The sequence below is a fragment of the Pseudoduganella buxea genome (assembly GCF_009720835.1).
Classification (GTDB): domain Bacteria; phylum Pseudomonadota; class Gammaproteobacteria; order Burkholderiales; family Burkholderiaceae_D; genus Rugamonas; species Rugamonas buxea.
This window is the reverse complement of the sequence record NZ_WNKZ01000110.1, coordinates 1-16,122: the sequence shown is the minus strand read 5'-3', so window position 1 is coordinate 16,122 and position 16,122 is coordinate 1. Positions and strand designations below refer to the sequence as shown.

Annotated in this window: 12 protein-coding genes and 1 pseudogene; 7 read left to right on the top strand and 6 right to left on the bottom strand. The window is 67.8% G+C overall.

Translation table 11 applies throughout. The features are described from left to right. The coding region (locus GM672_RS24395) for an NAD(P)H-hydrate dehydratase (RefSeq protein WP_155473126.1) at positions 1-1,375 on the bottom strand (1,375 nt) is incomplete at its 3' end. Between the two features lie 112 nt (positions 1,376-1,487). Here GM672_RS24395 and GM672_RS24390 point away from each other — a divergent pair. The 3 genes from GM672_RS24390 (at position 1,488) to GM672_RS24385 (ending at position 6,197) form a co-directional block, all read left to right on the top strand. Further along, complete coding sequence (locus tag GM672_RS24390; RefSeq protein ID WP_155473125.1) at positions 1,488-5,090, top strand: hydantoinase B/oxoprolinase family protein; 3,603 nt, start codon at positions 1,488-1,490, stop codon at positions 5,088-5,090. Positions 5,091-5,471: 381 nt separating this feature from the next. Continuing rightward, positions 5,472-5,654, top strand: a complete 183-nt coding sequence (locus GM672_RS29795) for a DUF6683 family protein (protein WP_308807466.1) — start codon at positions 5,472-5,474, stop codon at positions 5,652-5,654. Between the two features lie 291 nt (positions 5,655-5,945). Beyond that, the gene (locus GM672_RS24385; RefSeq protein WP_155473124.1) at positions 5,946-6,197 is read left to right on the top strand and encodes a hypothetical protein; all 252 of its coding nucleotides are present in this window, start codon (positions 5,946-5,948) and stop codon (positions 6,195-6,197) included. A 158-nt stretch (positions 6,198-6,355) separates the two neighbouring features. Here the strand turns inward: GM672_RS24385 and GM672_RS24380 are convergent, their stop codons facing one another. From GM672_RS24380 to GM672_RS24370, 3 genes are all read right to left on the bottom strand, one after another. Continuing rightward, positions 6,356-6,688, bottom strand: a complete 333-nt coding sequence (locus GM672_RS24380; RefSeq protein ID WP_155473123.1) for a hypothetical protein — start codon at positions 6,686-6,688, stop codon at positions 6,356-6,358. Then, positions 6,685-6,885 (bottom strand): hypothetical protein, encoded by a 201-nt coding sequence (locus GM672_RS24375; RefSeq protein ID WP_155473122.1) that lies wholly within the window; start codon positions 6,883-6,885, stop codon positions 6,685-6,687. Before GM672_RS24375 ends, GM672_RS24380 begins: the two co-directional genes overlap by 4 nt. Positions 6,886-7,036: 151 nt before the next feature. Beyond that, the gene (locus tag GM672_RS24370) at positions 7,037-8,674 is read right to left on the bottom strand and encodes a response regulator (protein WP_155473121.1); all 1,638 of its coding nucleotides are present in this window, start codon (positions 8,672-8,674) and stop codon (positions 7,037-7,039) included. Positions 8,675-8,956: 282 nt separating this feature from the next. Between GM672_RS24370 and purL the strand changes: the two genes are divergently transcribed. Continuing rightward, positions 8,957-12,982: a phosphoribosylformylglycinamidine synthase gene (gene purL / locus GM672_RS24365; RefSeq protein WP_155473120.1), complete on the top strand. Its 4,026-nt coding sequence runs from the start codon at positions 8,957-8,959 to the stop codon at positions 12,980-12,982. A 54-nt stretch (positions 12,983-13,036) separates the two neighbouring features. Here purL and GM672_RS24360 read toward each other — a convergent pair whose 3' ends face one another. Beyond that, positions 13,037-13,234 (bottom strand): hypothetical protein, encoded by a 198-nt coding sequence (locus GM672_RS24360; RefSeq protein ID WP_155473119.1) that lies wholly within the window; start codon positions 13,232-13,234, stop codon positions 13,037-13,039. 156 nt (positions 13,235-13,390) lie between these two features. On the opposite strand from GM672_RS24360, the gene GM672_RS24355 reads away from it, so the two are divergent. Continuing rightward, a complete protein-coding gene (locus GM672_RS24355; protein WP_155473118.1) occupies positions 13,391-14,347 on the top strand; it encodes a LysR substrate-binding domain-containing protein in 957 nt (318 codons plus the stop codon). 15 nt (positions 14,348-14,362) lie between these two features. On the opposite strand, the gene GM672_RS24350 is transcribed toward GM672_RS24355, so the two are convergent. Further along, positions 14,363-14,848 carry a winged helix-turn-helix transcriptional regulator gene (locus GM672_RS24350; RefSeq protein WP_155473117.1) on the bottom strand — a complete coding sequence of 162 codons (486 nt, stop codon included), beginning with the start codon at positions 14,846-14,848 and terminating at the stop codon, positions 14,363-14,365. Between the two features lie 88 nt (positions 14,849-14,936). Here GM672_RS24350 and GM672_RS24345 point away from each other — a divergent pair, with 88 nt between their 5' ends. Further along, positions 14,937-15,770, top strand: coding sequence for an oxidoreductase (locus GM672_RS24345; protein ID WP_155473116.1), 834 nt, complete (start codon positions 14,937-14,939; stop codon positions 15,768-15,770). Between the two features lie 41 nt (positions 15,771-15,811). Beyond that, positions 15,812-15,997, top strand: a pseudogene (locus GM672_RS24340) (NADP-dependent oxidoreductase); the annotation flags it as partial. Between the last annotated feature and the right edge of the window lie 125 nt (positions 15,998-16,122).

Genomic DNA, 16,122 nt, shown 5'->3' with positions numbered 1-16,122 from the left:
CCTCCCACGCCGGCCAGCCCTGCGCCAGCAGCGCGCCGCACAGGCCGGCCAGCACGTCGCCCGTGCCGGCAGTGGCCAGGGCCGGATTGCCCGTCGGGTTGATGACGGCCGTGCGGCCCGGGGCCGCGATGACGCTGCCCGACCCCTTCAGGATCACCACCGCGTCCAGCATGTCCGCCAGCCGCTGCGCGCTGCCGGGCCGGTCGCGCTGCAAGGTGGCGACGTCGCATCCCAACAGCCGCGCCCCTTCCAGCGGATGCGGCGTCAGTACCGTGGCGCCTTGCCGCGCGCGCACTTGGTCGGCCAGGTCCGGCTGCGCCGCGACCAGGTTCAGCGCATCGGCATCCAGTACCTGGGGCAGGGGGCTGGCCAGCGCCTGCTCCAGCAGGGCGCCCGCCGCTTCGCCCGTGCCCAGGCCGGGACCGGCCACCGTGACGGCGGCGGCGAAATCGTGGCCTTCGGCGGGGCGGCACATCAGCTCGGGCTGGCCCGCGTCGCAGGGCAGGGCCGGGCCGGCGAAGCACAGGAACACGCGGCCGGCGCCGGCATGCAGGGCCGTGCGCCCGGCCAGGATCGGCGCGCCCGTCATGCCTGCCGCGCCGCCCAGCACGGCGACGATGCCGTTGCTGCCCTTGTGCGTGTTCTGACGGCGCTGCCGCGCATGGGCCGCGAACCAGTTCGGGTCGTTCAGCAGCATGGCCGGCGCCGGCAGCAGGGCGGCATCGATGTCGAGCCCGGCCACGGTGACACTGCCCGCATGGTCGCGCCCATCGGCCGTGTGCAGGCCCGGCTTGTCGCCGATGAAGGTGATGGTATGCGTGGCCTCGACGGCGCAACCGCCCGGGCCGACGACGCTTCCCGTGTCGGCATCCAGGCCGCTGGGTACGTCCAAGGCCAGCACGGGGCAGCGCAAGGCCGCACCCAATCCGTTCACGGCGCCGACCAGGGCGGCGAACGGTCCCGCCACGGGCCGTGCCAGGCCAATGCCGAACAGGCCGTCGATGACGAGGCTCCAGTCGCCCGCGCCCACGGCCTCGGGCTCAGGAGCGATGAAGCGCGCCGTACTGGCCCGGGCCCGCGCCAGCGCGCGCAGCCGCTCGGGCGCCGTGCCGCCGTCGGCATGCATCACTGTCACGTGGGCGCCGGCATGGGCCAGGTGCGCCGCCGTTTCCAGCGCATCGCCGCCATTGTTGCCGGGGCCGGCCAGCACCAGCACGCGGGCCAGCCGGGTGGAGAAGGGCAGCAGCTCCAGCGCGGCATTGGCACCGGCCTGGCCGGCCCGCTCCATCAGGGCACCATCGGGCAGGCTGACGGCGGCCTGGCGTTCGATATCGCGCAGCTGCCGGGTAGTGTAGAGGGCACAGGGCGTTGGCATCGGGGTCGGGGGAAGTTGGGTGACGCCCGATTCTAAAGGATACGCCGCGCGATTGTCCTGGCACGGGCGCTGCGCCGAACTACAATAGCCATTTTGCAAACGGGGAGCAGGGATGGACTGGCAATTCTGGATCGACCGGGGCGGCACCTTTACCGATATCGTCGCGCGCAGGCCCGACGGCAGCCTGGCCACGCACAAGCTGCTGTCCGAGAATCCCGAGCACTACCGTGACGCGGCCATTGCCGGCATCCGCCACCTGCTGGGCGTGGCGCCGGGCGCGCCCGTGCCGGCCGCAAGCATCGAGGCCGTCAAGATGGGCACGACGGTGGCCACCAATGCCCTGCTCGAGCGCAAGGGCGAGCGCACCGTGCTGGCCATCACGCGGGGCTTCCGCGATGCGCTGCGCATCGCCTACCAGAACCGGCCCCGCCTGTTCGACCGGCATATCGTGCTGCCCGAGCTGCTGTATGGCGACGTCGTCGAGATCGACGAGCGCATCGGCGCTCATGGCGACGTCGTCATGCCGCTCGACGGCGAGAGTGCGCGCGCCGGCCTGCAGGCCGCTTTTGATGCCGGCTACCGCAGCCTGGCCATCGTCTTCATGCACGGCTACCGCTACACGGCCCACGAGGCGGCCGTGGCGGACATCGCCCGCGCCATCGGCTTCACCCAGGTCTCCGTGTCGCACCGGGTCAGCCCGATGATGAAGCTGGTCGCCCGGGGCGATACCACCGTCGTCGACGCCTACCTGTCGCCGATCCTGCGGCGCTACGTCGACCAGGCGGCCGCCGAGCTGCCCGGTGTGAACCTGCAGTTCATGCAGTCGAACGGCGGGCTGACGGACGCGCGCGCCTTCCAGGGCAAGGACAGCATCCTGTCCGGCCCGGCCGGCGGCATCGTCGGCATGGTGCGGGCCAGCCGCCTGGCCGGCTTCGACAAGGTGATCGGCTTCGACATGGGCGGCACGTCGACCGACGTTTCCCACTACTCCGGCGAATTCGAACGCGTGTTCGAGACCCAGGTGGCAGGGGTGCGCATGCGTGCGCCGATGATGAGCATCCACACGGTGGCTGCCGGCGGCGGCTCGGTGCTGCATTTCGACGGCAGCCGGCTGCGCGTGGGGCCGGACAGCGCGGGCGCCAATCCCGGGCCGGCCAGCTACCGGCGCGGCGGCCCGCTGGCCGTCACGGACTGCAATGTCTGCCTCGGCAAGATCCAGCCGGAGCATTTCCCGGCCCTGTTCGGCCCCGGCGGCGACCAGCCCCTGGACGCGGACACGGTGCGGGCCCAGTTCACGGCCATGGCCGAACGCATCGGCGCCGCCTCCGGCCAGCCGACCACGTTCGAGCAGGTGGCGGCGGGCTTCCTCGACATCGCCGTGGGCAAGATGGCCAACGCCATCAAGCAGATCTCCGTGCAGCGGGGCCACGACGTGACGGAATACGCCCTGACCAGCTTCGGCGGCGCCGGCGGCCAGCACGCCTGCCTGGTGGCGGACGCACTGGGCATGAAGACGGTCTTCATCCATTCGCTGGCCGGCGTGCTGTCGGCCTACGGCATGGGCCTGGCCGACCAGGCCGCGCTGCGCGAGGCGGCTGTGGAACTGAAGCTCGACGCCGGCAACCTGCCGGCGCTGGCGGAAAAGCTCGATGCGCTGGCCGCCGAGGCCACGGGCGAGCTGGCGCGCCAGGGCGTGGCCACCCAGCGCATCTCGGCGCTGCGGCGCGTGCACCTGCGCTATGAAGGCACCGATTCGGCGCTGATCGTGGCCCACGGCGACATCGACGCCATGCGCGCGCAGTTCGAGGGGGCGTACAGGAAGCGCTTCTCGTTCCTGATGCCGCAGCGCGCCCTGATCGTGGAAGCCGTATCGGTCGAAGCCATCGGCGCCTCGGATGCGCCGGCGCCGGCCACGCCCAGCCAGGCCCCGCGCGAGGGCGGCCTGGTGCCGCGCCGCACGGTGGCCATGTACGCGGCCGGCCAGTGGCGCGACACGGGCCTGTTCGCCCGCGGCGATACCCGCATCGGCGACGTCATCGACGGTCCCGCCATCATCGCCGAGGCCAATGCGACCAGCGTCGTGGAGCCGGGCTGGCAGGCCGTCGTGACGCCGCAGGACCACCTCGTGCTCACGCGCGTGACGCCGCTGCCGGCGCGCCGCGCCATCGGCACGACGGCCGACCCGGTGATGCTGGAGATCTTCAATAACCTGTTCATGTCGATCGCCGAGCAGATGGGACTGCGGCTGCAGAACACGGCACACTCCGTCAACATCAAGGAGCGGCTGGACTTCTCCTGCGCCATCTTCGACGCCGACGGCAACCTGATCGCCAACGCGCCGCACATGCCGGTGCACCTGGGCTCGATGGGCGAGAGCATCAAGACGGTGATGCGCGAGAACGCCGGGCGCATGCACCCGGGCGACGTCTACATGCTCAACGACCCGTACAACGGCGGCACCCACCTGCCCGACGTCACCGTCATCACGCCCGTCTTCGACGCGGCCGGCGGCACCATCCTGTTCTATGTCGGCTCGCGCGGCCACCACGCCGATATCGGCGGTACCACGCCCGGCTCGATGCCGCCCGACTCGACCCATATCGAGGAAGAGGGTGTCCTGATCGATAACTTCAAGCTTGTCGACGGCGCCGGCGGCGGCCTGCGCGAGGAGGAAACCCGTGCCTTGCTGACCGGTGCGCGCTGGCCGGCCCGCAATCCGGACCAGAACCTGGCCGACCTGCGCGCCCAGGTGGCGGCCAACCAGAAGGGCGTGGAGGAGCTGCACCGGATGGTTGCCCACTTCGGTCTGGACGTGGTGCAGGCCTATATGGGCCACGTGCAGGACAATGCCGAGGAAGCGGTGCGCCGCGTGATCGGCGCCCTGCACGACGGCAGCTACACCGTGCCGCTCGATAACGGCGCCCGCATCCACGTCACCGTCACGGTGGACCGGGCCGCGCGTGGCGCCACCATCGACTTCACCGGTACCTCCGACCAGCTGCCGAACAACTTCAACGCGCCGTCGGCCGTCTGCATGGCAGCCGTGCTGTACGTGTTCCGCACCTTGGTGGACGACGAGATTCCCCTGAACGCGGGCTGCCTCAAACCCTTGACCGTCATCGTCCCGCCCGGCTCGATGCTGAACCCGCGGTATCCCGCCTCGGTCGTTTCCGGCAATGTCGAGACGTCCACCTGCATCACCAACGCACTGTACGGCGCGCTGGGCGCGATGGCGGCCTCGCAGGGGACGATGAACAACTTCACCTTCGGCAGCAGCCGCTACCAGTATTACGAGACCATCAGCGGCGGCTCGGGTGCCGGCGACGGGTTCGACGGCACCGACGTGGTGCAGACGAATATGACGAACTCACGCCTGACCGACCCGGAAATACTGGAGTTCCGCTTTCCCGTGCGGCTGGACAGCTACACCATCCGCCACGGCTCCGGCGGCATGGGGCGCTGGCAGGGCGGCAACGGCGGCGTGCGGCGCGTGCGCTTCCTGGAGCCGATGACGGCCGCCATCCTGTCGAACAACCGCCTGCACGCCCCGTTCGGCATGGCCGGCGGCCAGCCTGCCGCCACGGGCCGCAACAAGGTTGAACGGGCCGACGGCACCGTGGAAGAGCTGGGCCATATCGGCAAGACGGAGATGGCGCCGGGCGACGTGTTCGTCATCGAGACGCCCGGCGGCGGGGGCTACGGCACCCAGCAATAGCTGCTGCGGCCGAGCTCGTGTCCACCCTGGGGTCAGACCCCGACATGGACACGAGCTCAGCTATAAGCCGTGGGGAAGCTTGTAAGAATAATGTTGCCACAGCGTCCCAGGCGTGCGTTGCGCGAAAGTGTTCCTGCGCTCCCAGAGCGTACAGTGAATCGCCACGACAATTGTGGACACTCGTGAGCCATAATGCTGGATAAAGAAGGAGCGCATTGCGATGCGCTCGCAGCCTTCGTATAAGTTCTTGCACCCTTCATAAAGGCGTTCTTTCGCACGCGAAAGTCGGTGAATGCGAAGGGCCGCGTGTCACGGCTGTCGCACAACGGCGCCCTGGCGCCTCCCGGCCAGCGAGCCAGGGTGGAGGAGCTGTTCTAGGAGCTGCTCTCGGGCTATCACAAGATCGAGTTACAGTTCGGCATTCCACGCAACGATGTGGGCGGTGCGGTGGCGGCGTTTCCGGCAGGTAGTTACATGGCCTACCGCGACGTCGATTTCCCCGACCAGAACTTCTGCCACTGCGGACAGCCAGCGAAGTGCCATGCCGGTTTGGCGGAAGCATGAGGCTGCCTGCCCATCACCCATCCTGACCGGCGCTGGGCCGGAAACGACGAAGCGTATCCGACTATCCAGGACGGCCGCCATGGCAAGGGGTTGGTGGAACAAGTGAGCAGGTCGTCGAAGCCCACACCCTGCGGCAGTGGCGCGGTATGCATGGCGTCCAGGTTGACAATCCGGCATTTTGTGAGGCTTTTGACTGGGACATTTTGTCCCGACGTGTGGAAGTTGCTTTGGAGTAGTATGCCTCCAATGGCGCGTCGGCGACGGTGGCGCGCAAAACCTGGAAATAGGCAAATGATCGATTGGGTCCCAGTTGTCCTCGTGACGTTCAAGTTCCTCGTGCTGGGCACGGGCATGTTTTTCGCCATCAAGTGGCATTACGATCAAGGGAGGAAGGGGAAGGAAGAGGGGAAGGAACAGCAGAAACGTGCATTGCTGCGTTCGGGCGGCAAGGTGGCCGCGATCTTCGTGGTATTGCTGTTGGGCTTGGGATTGGCCACCTTCGCCCTGCTCAGGACGCTCGGGAATGACTTGAGCATGCCATGATGGCAAGGGGGCGTCGGCCGATATCGGGCGGGTGGCAACAATGTCCTCTCGCCGCGCCGCCAGGCACAGCCGAGGCCGTCTCGACAAACGTGTCTGACCCCGATGGTGACACGGGCTGGGCGGTAGCTGGTAGCCGGTAGCCTTGCGTCAGCCGCCGTTCAGGCGGCGTGGAAACAAATACGAGGTGATGGCGATAAAGCCGATGCCGGTCTGCACGACCGTGCGCCGATCAGCGACATGACGACGTTCGCCGTGATCAGCCGGTGTTCCGGCGGCAGCGGCGGGGTGGCGGCCATCCGCGCGATGTCCAGGCGCAGCGCGTCCTTGCCGAAATCCATGACCTGCCAGTTCAGCCAGATAAAGATGCCGCAGACCACCACCACCATGCCGATGCGCAGCCAGATATCGGCGCGGATACTGCGTGCGGTGGCCGTCTCTACTGCGTTGCCGATGCGTTCTTCCTCGGCCAGGACGCTGACGACCCCCGTCACCGCAGCACGATTTTCGTGTCGTTCTTGCCGTCCTGGCGCAGGGTGAGGCTGCCGTCGGCATTTTCATGCCGGCTGGCCACGTTCAGCAGGGCGATGGCCTTGCGCAGGATTTCCGCCTTGGAGGACGCACCGTAATGCTTCTTCAACTCTTCCAGCGTCTTGTCCAGGGTCGAATCGATATTGAAGGACGATGCCATGGTGTTCTCCTGAAATGCGGGGGACCGGGCGGCGCGGCCGGGCGCGAGCGTGCTGACGCGTGCTGCAGGATCTGCTGCAACCGCATGCTGCAAACTATACGCAGATTCTACGCCGTTTCTGCGCAGGATGCGACCGGCGCGCCGGCGCCCGTCACGCCGTGGCAGCAATACCGTACTTGCGGCGGGTGGCGCCGTACTGCTGCGCCATGTGTTCCAGCGCGCCGTTGGCGGGGTCGAGCTTGCGCAGCCGGGCCAGCAGGGCCGTGGCCTGTTCGGCCAGCGGTGCCTCCCAGCCCAGTTCGTCCAGCTGGCGCAGGATCGTCTGCACCGCCGTCAGCAGCACCTGGACATTGCGCGGCGAGCGGCGCACGGCGGCCGTGATGGCGCCGACTGCGGCGCGCAGCTCGCCCTGGCCCAGCTTCTGCGCCGTGTCGCTGAGCGCTTCCTCGGCCTGCTGCGTGGCGCGCCGGCCGACGGTGACGGCCAGGTCGTGGCGACCCGCTTTTTCGAACACATCCACCGCCTGTTCCACCGTCAGGCCGCGAGCACTGTCGTTCATCATGTCGAGCACGAGTGCGGCGGCGGGGCTGTCCAGGCGGTGGCGCAGGCAGGCATTGACGAGGCCGATTTTCAACTGGCTGGACAGGGCCTCGGCCGTGCGCGCCGACTCGGCCGCGCGGGCCAGCTCGGCCGCCGCCGCCGTCTCGTGCCCGCCCAGGTCCAGCACGAGGGCGGCGGCCAGCGCGCGGCAGGCATCCGTGTCGGCATTGCCCCGCAGGCTGCGTTCCATGTCGCGGATGACGCCGGCAGCCTGGCCTGCGTCGCCCTTGCGTACCAGGGTGCGCACAAGGTTCACGTGGTCTTCCGGCGAGCGGAACTCGGAATAGCGTGCCTTGCCGACGACGGCGCGAAAGGCCCGCTCGGCCGCGCCGATATCGTCCGTGGCGAAGGCCAGCTCGCCCAGGTGGCGCAGCCGGCGCACCATGTGCGGCGAGATCGTCACGGCATGTTCCAGCACCTTCTTGGCCAGGTGGTCCTGGCCCAGGGCCTGGTAGGTGCGGGCCAGCAGGTCGTGCGCCGACATAAAGCGGGGATACAGTTCCAGCAGCCGTTCCAGCGCTTCACGGGCGTCGTCGTAGCGCCCCTGGGCGTAGTGGCAGCGCGCCGCGCCCAGTTGCGCCCAGCCGGCGCCGGGGCGCAGGGCCAGCACGGTCTGGTACACCAGTTCCGCCTCGGACCAGTCCTCCAGCGCCGCATGGGTCTCGGCCTGCAGGCGGGCGAAGTCGGTGGCGTAGCGGGGCGCGCCGTCGATGCCGGCCGCGCACAGGCGCAGCGCCTCGCGCAGGTTGCCGTTGGCGACCTGGGTGGCGGCCGGCAGCAGCGCGTTACGACGGTCGACGGCGCGGCCGATGCGGGCCATCAGCGCTTCCACCGTGAAGGGTTTGAGCACATAGTCGGTGGGCGTCAGCTCGGCCGCGCCGATCACCTTGGCGCCCGTGCCCTCGGTGGTCAGCATGATGAAGATGGTGTCCGGCGCGATCAACCGGTGGTGGCGCAGGTCTTCCAGCAGCTGCTGGCCGTCCTGGCCGTTGGCGCCGCCGCCATCGAGGTCGTACTCGCACAGGATGATGTCGTAGGCTTTCTTGCCCAGCTGGCGGATGGCCGTGCCGGCACTGGTGGCATAGTCGATCTTCGTGATCGACGAAGCGTTCAGCATATTGTGCAGGCTGGCGCGCATCCCGGGACTGGGATCGACGATCAGCACGGACAGGTCGCTAAATTCAGGCATGGGCACGGCAGCAAGCTCGAGAGTGGAATTGCCCCAAGAATAAGCTATTTCCGTGCGAAAACACTGATTTTTGCCGAGCCGCACAGCATTTTGGCCCTGAAACGGTGCCGACTGTTGCGCCGCGGCGGCGTCCCGGCCGAGTGGAAGAGGCTGGGAAGACAATTGTTATACGAGTATAATGCCGGCATTAGCAAGACCGGCCGCCGTCGCCCAGCATTGACACCTGTTCGGTTTTCAGAGATTTTTAATCCGCAGCCACGCTGCATCAACTCGCTCCCAACCATGTTGATTCTCCCGGGCTCCAATGCCCTGTCCGCATTCCGCAGCCAGCGTCTCCTGTCCCAGCTCCAGTCCGTGCTGCCCGCCATCACCGGCGTCCAGGCCCGCTACATCCACTTTGTCGACGTGCAGTCCGCCGTGTCCGAACAGGACCAGGCCCGCCTGGCCGGCCTCCTGACCTACGGCGAACCGGCCCAGGCCGATGCCAACGACGGCGTGGTGGAGGAGTTCTATGTCATTCCCCGTTTCGGCACCATCTCGCCATGGGCCTCGAAGGCCACCGACATCGTGCACAACTGCGGCATGACGCATATCCACCGGGTCGAGCGTGGCATCGCCTTCCGCGTGCTGCTCAAGGGCGGCATCCTCGGCACGGGCATCGGCGCGGCCAAGAAGCTGGACGTGGCGCAGGCCCAGGCCGTGGCGGCGCTGCTGCACGACCGCATGACGGAATCGGTGCTGCGCCATCCCGACCAGGCGGCGGATCTGTTCCGCACGCTGGAAGGCAAGGCGCTGGAATCGATCGACGTGCTGGGTGCCGGCCGCGATGCGCTGGTGCGGGCCAACACGGAGCTGGGCCTGGCGATGTCGGACGACGAGATCGACTACCTGAACGAAGCCTTCACGGCGGCCAAGCGCAATCCGACGGACGTCGAACTGATGATGTTCGCCCAGGCCAATTCGGAGCATTGCCGCCACAAGATCTTCAACGCCGACTGGACCATCGACGGCGTGGCGCAGGACCGCTCGCTGTTCAAGATGATCAAGAACACGCACGAGAAGCAGCCCAAGGGCACCATCGTGGCCTACTCGGACAACTCGTCGATCATGGAAGGGGCGGCCGTGACGCGCTTCTACCCACGGGGCGAGAACCATGAATACGGCGCGTCGCATGAACTGATCCACACCCTGATGAAGGTGGAGACGCACAATCACCCGACCGCCATTTCGCCGTTCCCCGGTGCCTCCACCGGCGCCGGCGGCGAAATCCGCGACGAAGGCGCGACGGGCCGCGGCGCCAAGCCGAAGGCGGGCCTGGCCGGCTTTACCGTATCGAACCTGCTGCTGCCGGACGCCGTGCGTCCATGGGAGCACGCTGCCAGCGTGACGGCGCCGCTGGCGGGCCAGGACACGACGACGGCCTACGGCAAGCCCGAACGCATCGCCTCGCCCCTGCAGATCATGATCGACGGCCCGCTGGGCGGCGCCGCGTTCTCGAACGAATTCGGCCGCCCCGTGCTGGGCGGTTACTTCCGCACCTACGAGCAGAACGTGGGCCATGCCGTGTTCGGCTACCACAAGCCCATCATGATCGCCGGCGGCATCGGCAATATCTCGGGCCAGCACACGCACAAGAACGACATCCCCGTGGGCAGCCTGTTGATCCAGCTGGGCGGTCCGGGCATGCGCATCGGCATGGGCGGCTCGGCCGCGTCGTCGATGGCGACGGGCACCAACACGGCCGACCTGGACTTCGACTCGGTCCAGCGCGGCAATCCGGAAATGGAACGGCGCGCCCAGGAAGTCATCAACGGCTGCTGGCAGATGGGTGAGAACAATCCCATCATCTCGATCCATGACGTCGGCGCGGGCGGCCTGTCGAACGCCTTCCCGGAGATCACCAACGACGCCAAGCGGGGCGCGATCTTCGACCTGCGCAAGGTGCCGCTGGAAGAATCCGGCCTGGCGCCGAAGGAAATCTGGAGCAACGAGTCGCAGGAGCGCTACGTGCTCGCCATCGCGCCGGGTGACCTGGCGACCTTCCAGGCCCTGTGCGAGCGGGAGCGCTGCCCGTTCGCCGTCGTCGGCACCGCCACCGAGGAGCGCCAGCTGAAGCTGATCGATCCGGAAGCTGGCAACAATCCGGTGGACATGCCGATGGACGTGCTGCTGGGTAAGCCGCCGAAGATGCACCGCGACGTCACGCACGTGGCGCGCGACTATCCGGCGATCGACCTGACGGGCGTGGACCTGGTTGAGGCGGCCCAGCGCGTGCTGCTGCTGCCGACCGTGGGCGACAAGAGCTTCCTGATCACCATCGGCGACCGCACCGTGGGCGGTACCTCCGTGCGCGACCAGATGGTGGGCCCATGGCAGGTGCCGGTGGCCGACTGCGCCGTCACGGCCCTGTCGTACGAAGGCTACCTGGGCGAAGCGATGGCGATGGGCGAGCGCACGCCGCTGGCCGTCATTGACGCACCCGCCTCGGGCCGCATGGCCGTGGGCGAAACCATCACCAACCTGGCAGCCGCCGCCATCGACGATATCTCGGCCATCAAGCTGTCGGCCAACTGGATGGCCGCCTGCGGCCAGCCGGGCCAGGACGCGGCCCTGTTCGATACCGTCAAGGCCGTCGGCATGGAACTGTGCCCGGCCCTGGGCATCAGCATCCCCGTCGGCAAGGATTCGCTGTCGATGCGCACAACGTGGAAGGACGATGGTGTCGACAAGGCCGTGTTGTCGCCCGTGTCGCTGATCGTCTCGGGCTTCGCGCCCGTGCACGACATCCGCAAGTCGCTGACGCCGCAGATCCGCATGGACGCGGGCGAGACGGCCATCATCCTCGTCGACCTGGGCCGGGGCAAGAACCGCATGGGCGCCTCCTGCCTGGCGCAAGTACTGGGCCAGCTGGGCAACGCCGCGCCGGACGTCGACAGCGCCGAAGACCTGAAGGGCTTCTTTGCCGCCGTCCAGCAACTGAACCAGCAAGGCAAGCTGCTGGCCTACCACGACCGTTCGGACGGCGGCCTGTTCGCCACCCTGGCGGAAATGGCCTTCGCCGGCCGCGCGGGCCTGTCGATCAACCTGGACATGCTGACCTTGGAAAGCGAGCACGCGGCCGACTGGGGCGACGCCAAGAACTGGGCCGGCCAGGTGGCCGAGCGCCGCAACGAACTGACCCTGCGCGCGCTGTTCAGTGAGGAACTGGGCGCCGTCATCCAGGTGCGGGCGGAGGAAAAGTCGCTCGTCATGGACGTGCTGCGCTCGTTCAACCTGGGCGCCTGCAGCCATATCATCGGCAAGCCGAACGAGCGTGGCGTGATCGAATTCACGCGCGACGCAAAGCTGATCTACAGCCAGCCGCGCGCCGCGCTGCACCGCCTGTGGAGCGAGACCAGCTGGCGCATCTCGCGCATGCGCGAGAACCCGGCCACGGCGGATGCGGAATACGACCGTCTGCTGGACGAAACGGACCCCGGCATCACGCCGAAGGTGACGTTCGACCTGAACGAAAACGTGGCGGCGACGTTCATCGCCACCGGCGTGCGTCCGCGCGTGGCCATCCTGCGCGAGCAGGGCGTGAACTCGCATATCGAGACGGCCTGGGTCATGCACCAGGCAGGCTTCGCGGCCATCGACGTGCACATGAGCGACCTGATCGCCGGCCGGGTCAAGCTGGCGGACTTCCAGGGCGTCATCGCCGTGGGCGGCTTCTCGTATGGCGACGTGCTGGGCGCGGGCGAAGGCTGGGCCAAGTCCATCCTGTTCAATCCTGCCTTGTCCGACCAGTTCGCGCAGTTCTTCGCCCGTCTCGACACCTTCGGCCTGGGCATCTGCAACGGCTGCCAGATGATGAGCAACCTGAAGTCCATCATCCCTGGTGCGCACGCATGGCCGAAGTTCACGACGAATAAATCGGAGAAATTCGAAGCGCGCTTCGCGCTGGTGGAAGTGCTGGACTCGCCGTCGATCTTCTTCCAGGGCATGGCCGGCACGCAAAGCCCGATCGCCATCGCCCACGGCGAGGGCTACGCGGACTTCAGCCAGACCGGCAACCTGCAGGAAGTCGTCAAGGCCATGCGCTATGTCGACAACCATGGCCAGGCCACGGAAGTGTATCCGTACAATCCGAACGGGTCGCCGGGCGGCCTGACGTCCGTGACGACGCCGGACGGCCGCTTCACGGTGCTGATGCCGCACGCCGAGCGCGTGTTCCGCACGGTGCAGCATTCGTGGGCACCGGAGAGCTGGGGCGAGGAATCGCCGTGGATGCGCATGTTCCGCAACGCGCGCAAGTTCGTCGGCTGAGCGGCGTGCTTGTCTGATGAAAAGCCGGGCTTGCCCGGCTTTTTTACGTCCGCGTCAGCGCAGGAACACGAGGTTGGCATAGAGGCGGCGCAGTTCCTGGCCGACCGTGGGAACGGCAGGCGTCGCCTCGGCGCGGGCAGTGCTGTCGGCGCCATCCGCGCAGCGCGCGGGCGAAGGCTGGGCCGGGGCCGGCGGGGTGCATGAAAGTGCGTCGGGGAGTGCGCCGGGGTGGGCGCAGGTTGGGCTGGACATAATGACCTCCTTGGTGGCGCGGCGGGCGCCCGGTTGGCAGCCTTGGGCACCCGGGGCGGGCGCCTGCTGTTTTTATCGGCTGCATGCGTTATATTGTCCACTTGTTAATTCATCCCAACAAACGAGTAATCTTGTGGGGCAGCCTAAGGAAAGCTTATGCAGTCTTCGTTCGGTAGCGATGGCCTGGTGCAGGATGGATCTGCGCGATCAGGCCGGCCGCTGCGCAGCCTGTCCGGCCTGATCGACTTCGACTGCGCGGCGCGCTGGGGCAGCTTCACCCTGGCGGCCCAGGAGCTGCACAAGACGCCGGCCGCCATCAGCCTGCAGGTCAAGCAGCTGGAGGAGGCCGTCGGCTTCGCGCTGTTCGTGCGCCACCCGCGCCATATCGCGCTGACGGAGAAGGGCCAGGAGCTGGCCGTGACGGTGGCGCAGATGCTGCGCGAGCTGCGGGCAAAGGTCGACAGCCTGCGCGGCGGGCATGACGAAAATGTGCTGCGTATCTCGACCACGCACTCGTTCGCGCTGAAGTGGCTGGCCCAGCGCATCGGCCAGTTCACGGCCCGCTATCCCGAACTCGACCTGCGGCTGGAGTCGAGCGACCGCCTCGTCGACGTCGACCGGGAAGACTACGACCTGGCGATCCGCCACTGCGTCACCCGGGGCCACCCGGCCGTGCTGTTCGAGGAGCATATGGTTGTGGCCTACAGCCCGGGCCTGCTGCGCCCCGGCGAGACGGAACTGACGCTGGCCGACCTGACCCGCTTTCCCCTCCTATACGAGGACAACACGGAATACTGGGCCAAGCTGCTGCGCGCCAACGACGCGCTCGAAGGCCCCTACGATTTCTCGCGCAGTTTCAGCCACTACGGCGTGATGACGCAGGCCGCCGTGGCGGGGCAGGGCATCGCCCTGGTGGCCTACTCGATCGCCTACGACGACTTCGAAAAGGGCGCGCTGCGCCTGATGCGGGCCAGGAGCGTGCCTTACCCGCGCGGCTACTGCCTCATCGTCGCGCCGCACAAGGCCGAGCGGCCCAAGGTGCAGCGCTTCCGCGCCTGGCTGGAGGGGGAGATGGATGTGATGCGGCGGTCGATGGCGGCGGCGCTGGGGTAATTCGTCGGTAAGGCATCAGGCCTTGCCGGTGTCTCCTTTGCCCGCGGCGGGAGCCTCTGCCACCGGGGCGCCGGCCGCCCGGATCGGCCGCGACCCGATCGGCGCGCCGCTGGCCTCGTCCACGGCGACCGGGCGAATCTCCACGCCCGTCTCGGCATCGACAAAGGTCGTCAGCTTGCCTTCGCCCCGGTGCCGCTTGCCCCACGCGCCGATCATGAACAGCACCGGCAGCAGGTCACGGCCGGCGTCGGTCAGCACATATTCCTCGCGGGGCGGGCGCTGCGAATACAGCCGTTTCTCCAGCAGCCCTTCTTCCACCAGCAGCGCCAGGCGGCGCGTCAGGATCGTCGGCGCGATGCCCAGGCTCTTGCGGAACTGGTCGAAGCGGCTGACCCCCGCCAGCGCATCGCGCAGGATCAGCCAGCTCCACGCATCGCCCACGATGCCGACCGTGCGGGCAATCGGGCAGGGCTCGTCCAGCCAGCTTTTTTTGTCGTCCATACGCTTTCGATAGTGACTCGATCTCAAAACGATAGTATAGTCCGTATCGAATCGATAGTAAATGCGCACACCGCCATATGGAGAGCAAATGAAAACAGGTAAGTACATCAACCAGACGGGCGCGCGCATCGCCCTTGTCACCGGCGCGTCGTCGGGCATCGGTGCGGCGGCGGCCGCGGCGCTGGCGGCGGCCGGCTTCAAGGTGTACGGCACCAGCCGCCGCGCCATGAATGCGTCCGAGGGCGCCTTCGTGCCGCTGGTGCTGGACGTCACCAGCGATGCCTCGGTGACGGCCGCGGTGGCGCACATCGTGGCGCGGGAAGGGCGCATCGACCTGCTGGTCAACAACGCCGGTTTCGGCATCGCGCCGGCCGCTGCCGAAGAAAGTACGCTGATCCAGGCCCAGGCTGTGTTCGACTGCAACTTCTTCGGCACCGTGCGCATGACGCGGGCCGTGCTGCCCGCCATGCGCGCCGCCGGCGGTGGCCGCATCGTCAATATCGGCTCGGCGCTGGGCTTCCTGCCGATGCCTTACATGGCCCTATACTCGGCCAGCAAGCATGCGGTAAGCGCCTATTCCGAGGCACTGGACCATGAAGTACGGGGCGACGGCGTGCGCGTGTCCGTCATCGAGCCGGCCTATATCGGCACGGCCTTCGAGTCCAACCTGGCCGAACCGGATGCACCGTTGGAAGCGTATCGCGCCGTGCGCGAAGGGGTAGTGCGGCGCATGAAGGAGCTGCTGCTGGGCGCGGAAAAGCCCGCCCTCGTGGCCGACATGGTCGTGACCGCGGCCAGCGCCCGCCAACCCAGGCTGCACTACGCGCCCGGCATGGCGGCCAGGGTGCGCCTGCTGCGCCGCTTCGCGCCTGCGCGCGTGCTCGACGCCGGCATCCGCAAGGACTTGAGGTTGCCGGCATGAGCGCGCGCGAATCCACCATGGCCCCATCCCCGGGCGCGACGATGCCGGCCTTCCTGCTTGATCGCTATGCCAAGGGCGCGACGCTGCGCCGTGCCGACGTGCCGGTGCCCGAGGTGGGCGAGCACGACGTGCTGGTGCGCGTCCATGCGGCCGGGGTCAACGTGCTCGATGCGAAGCTGCGCAGCGGCGAGTTCAAGCTGATCCTGCCGTACCGGCTGCCGCTCGTGGGTAATCCCCCCATTTTTAGAGCACGCTAAAAGTAGAGGTTAAGCGGCAAGTGCCAATTTCTGTTTTGGCGTGATACCGCCGAGCGCCATATTGGGTCGGTCGTGATTGTAGGTCCACAACCAGT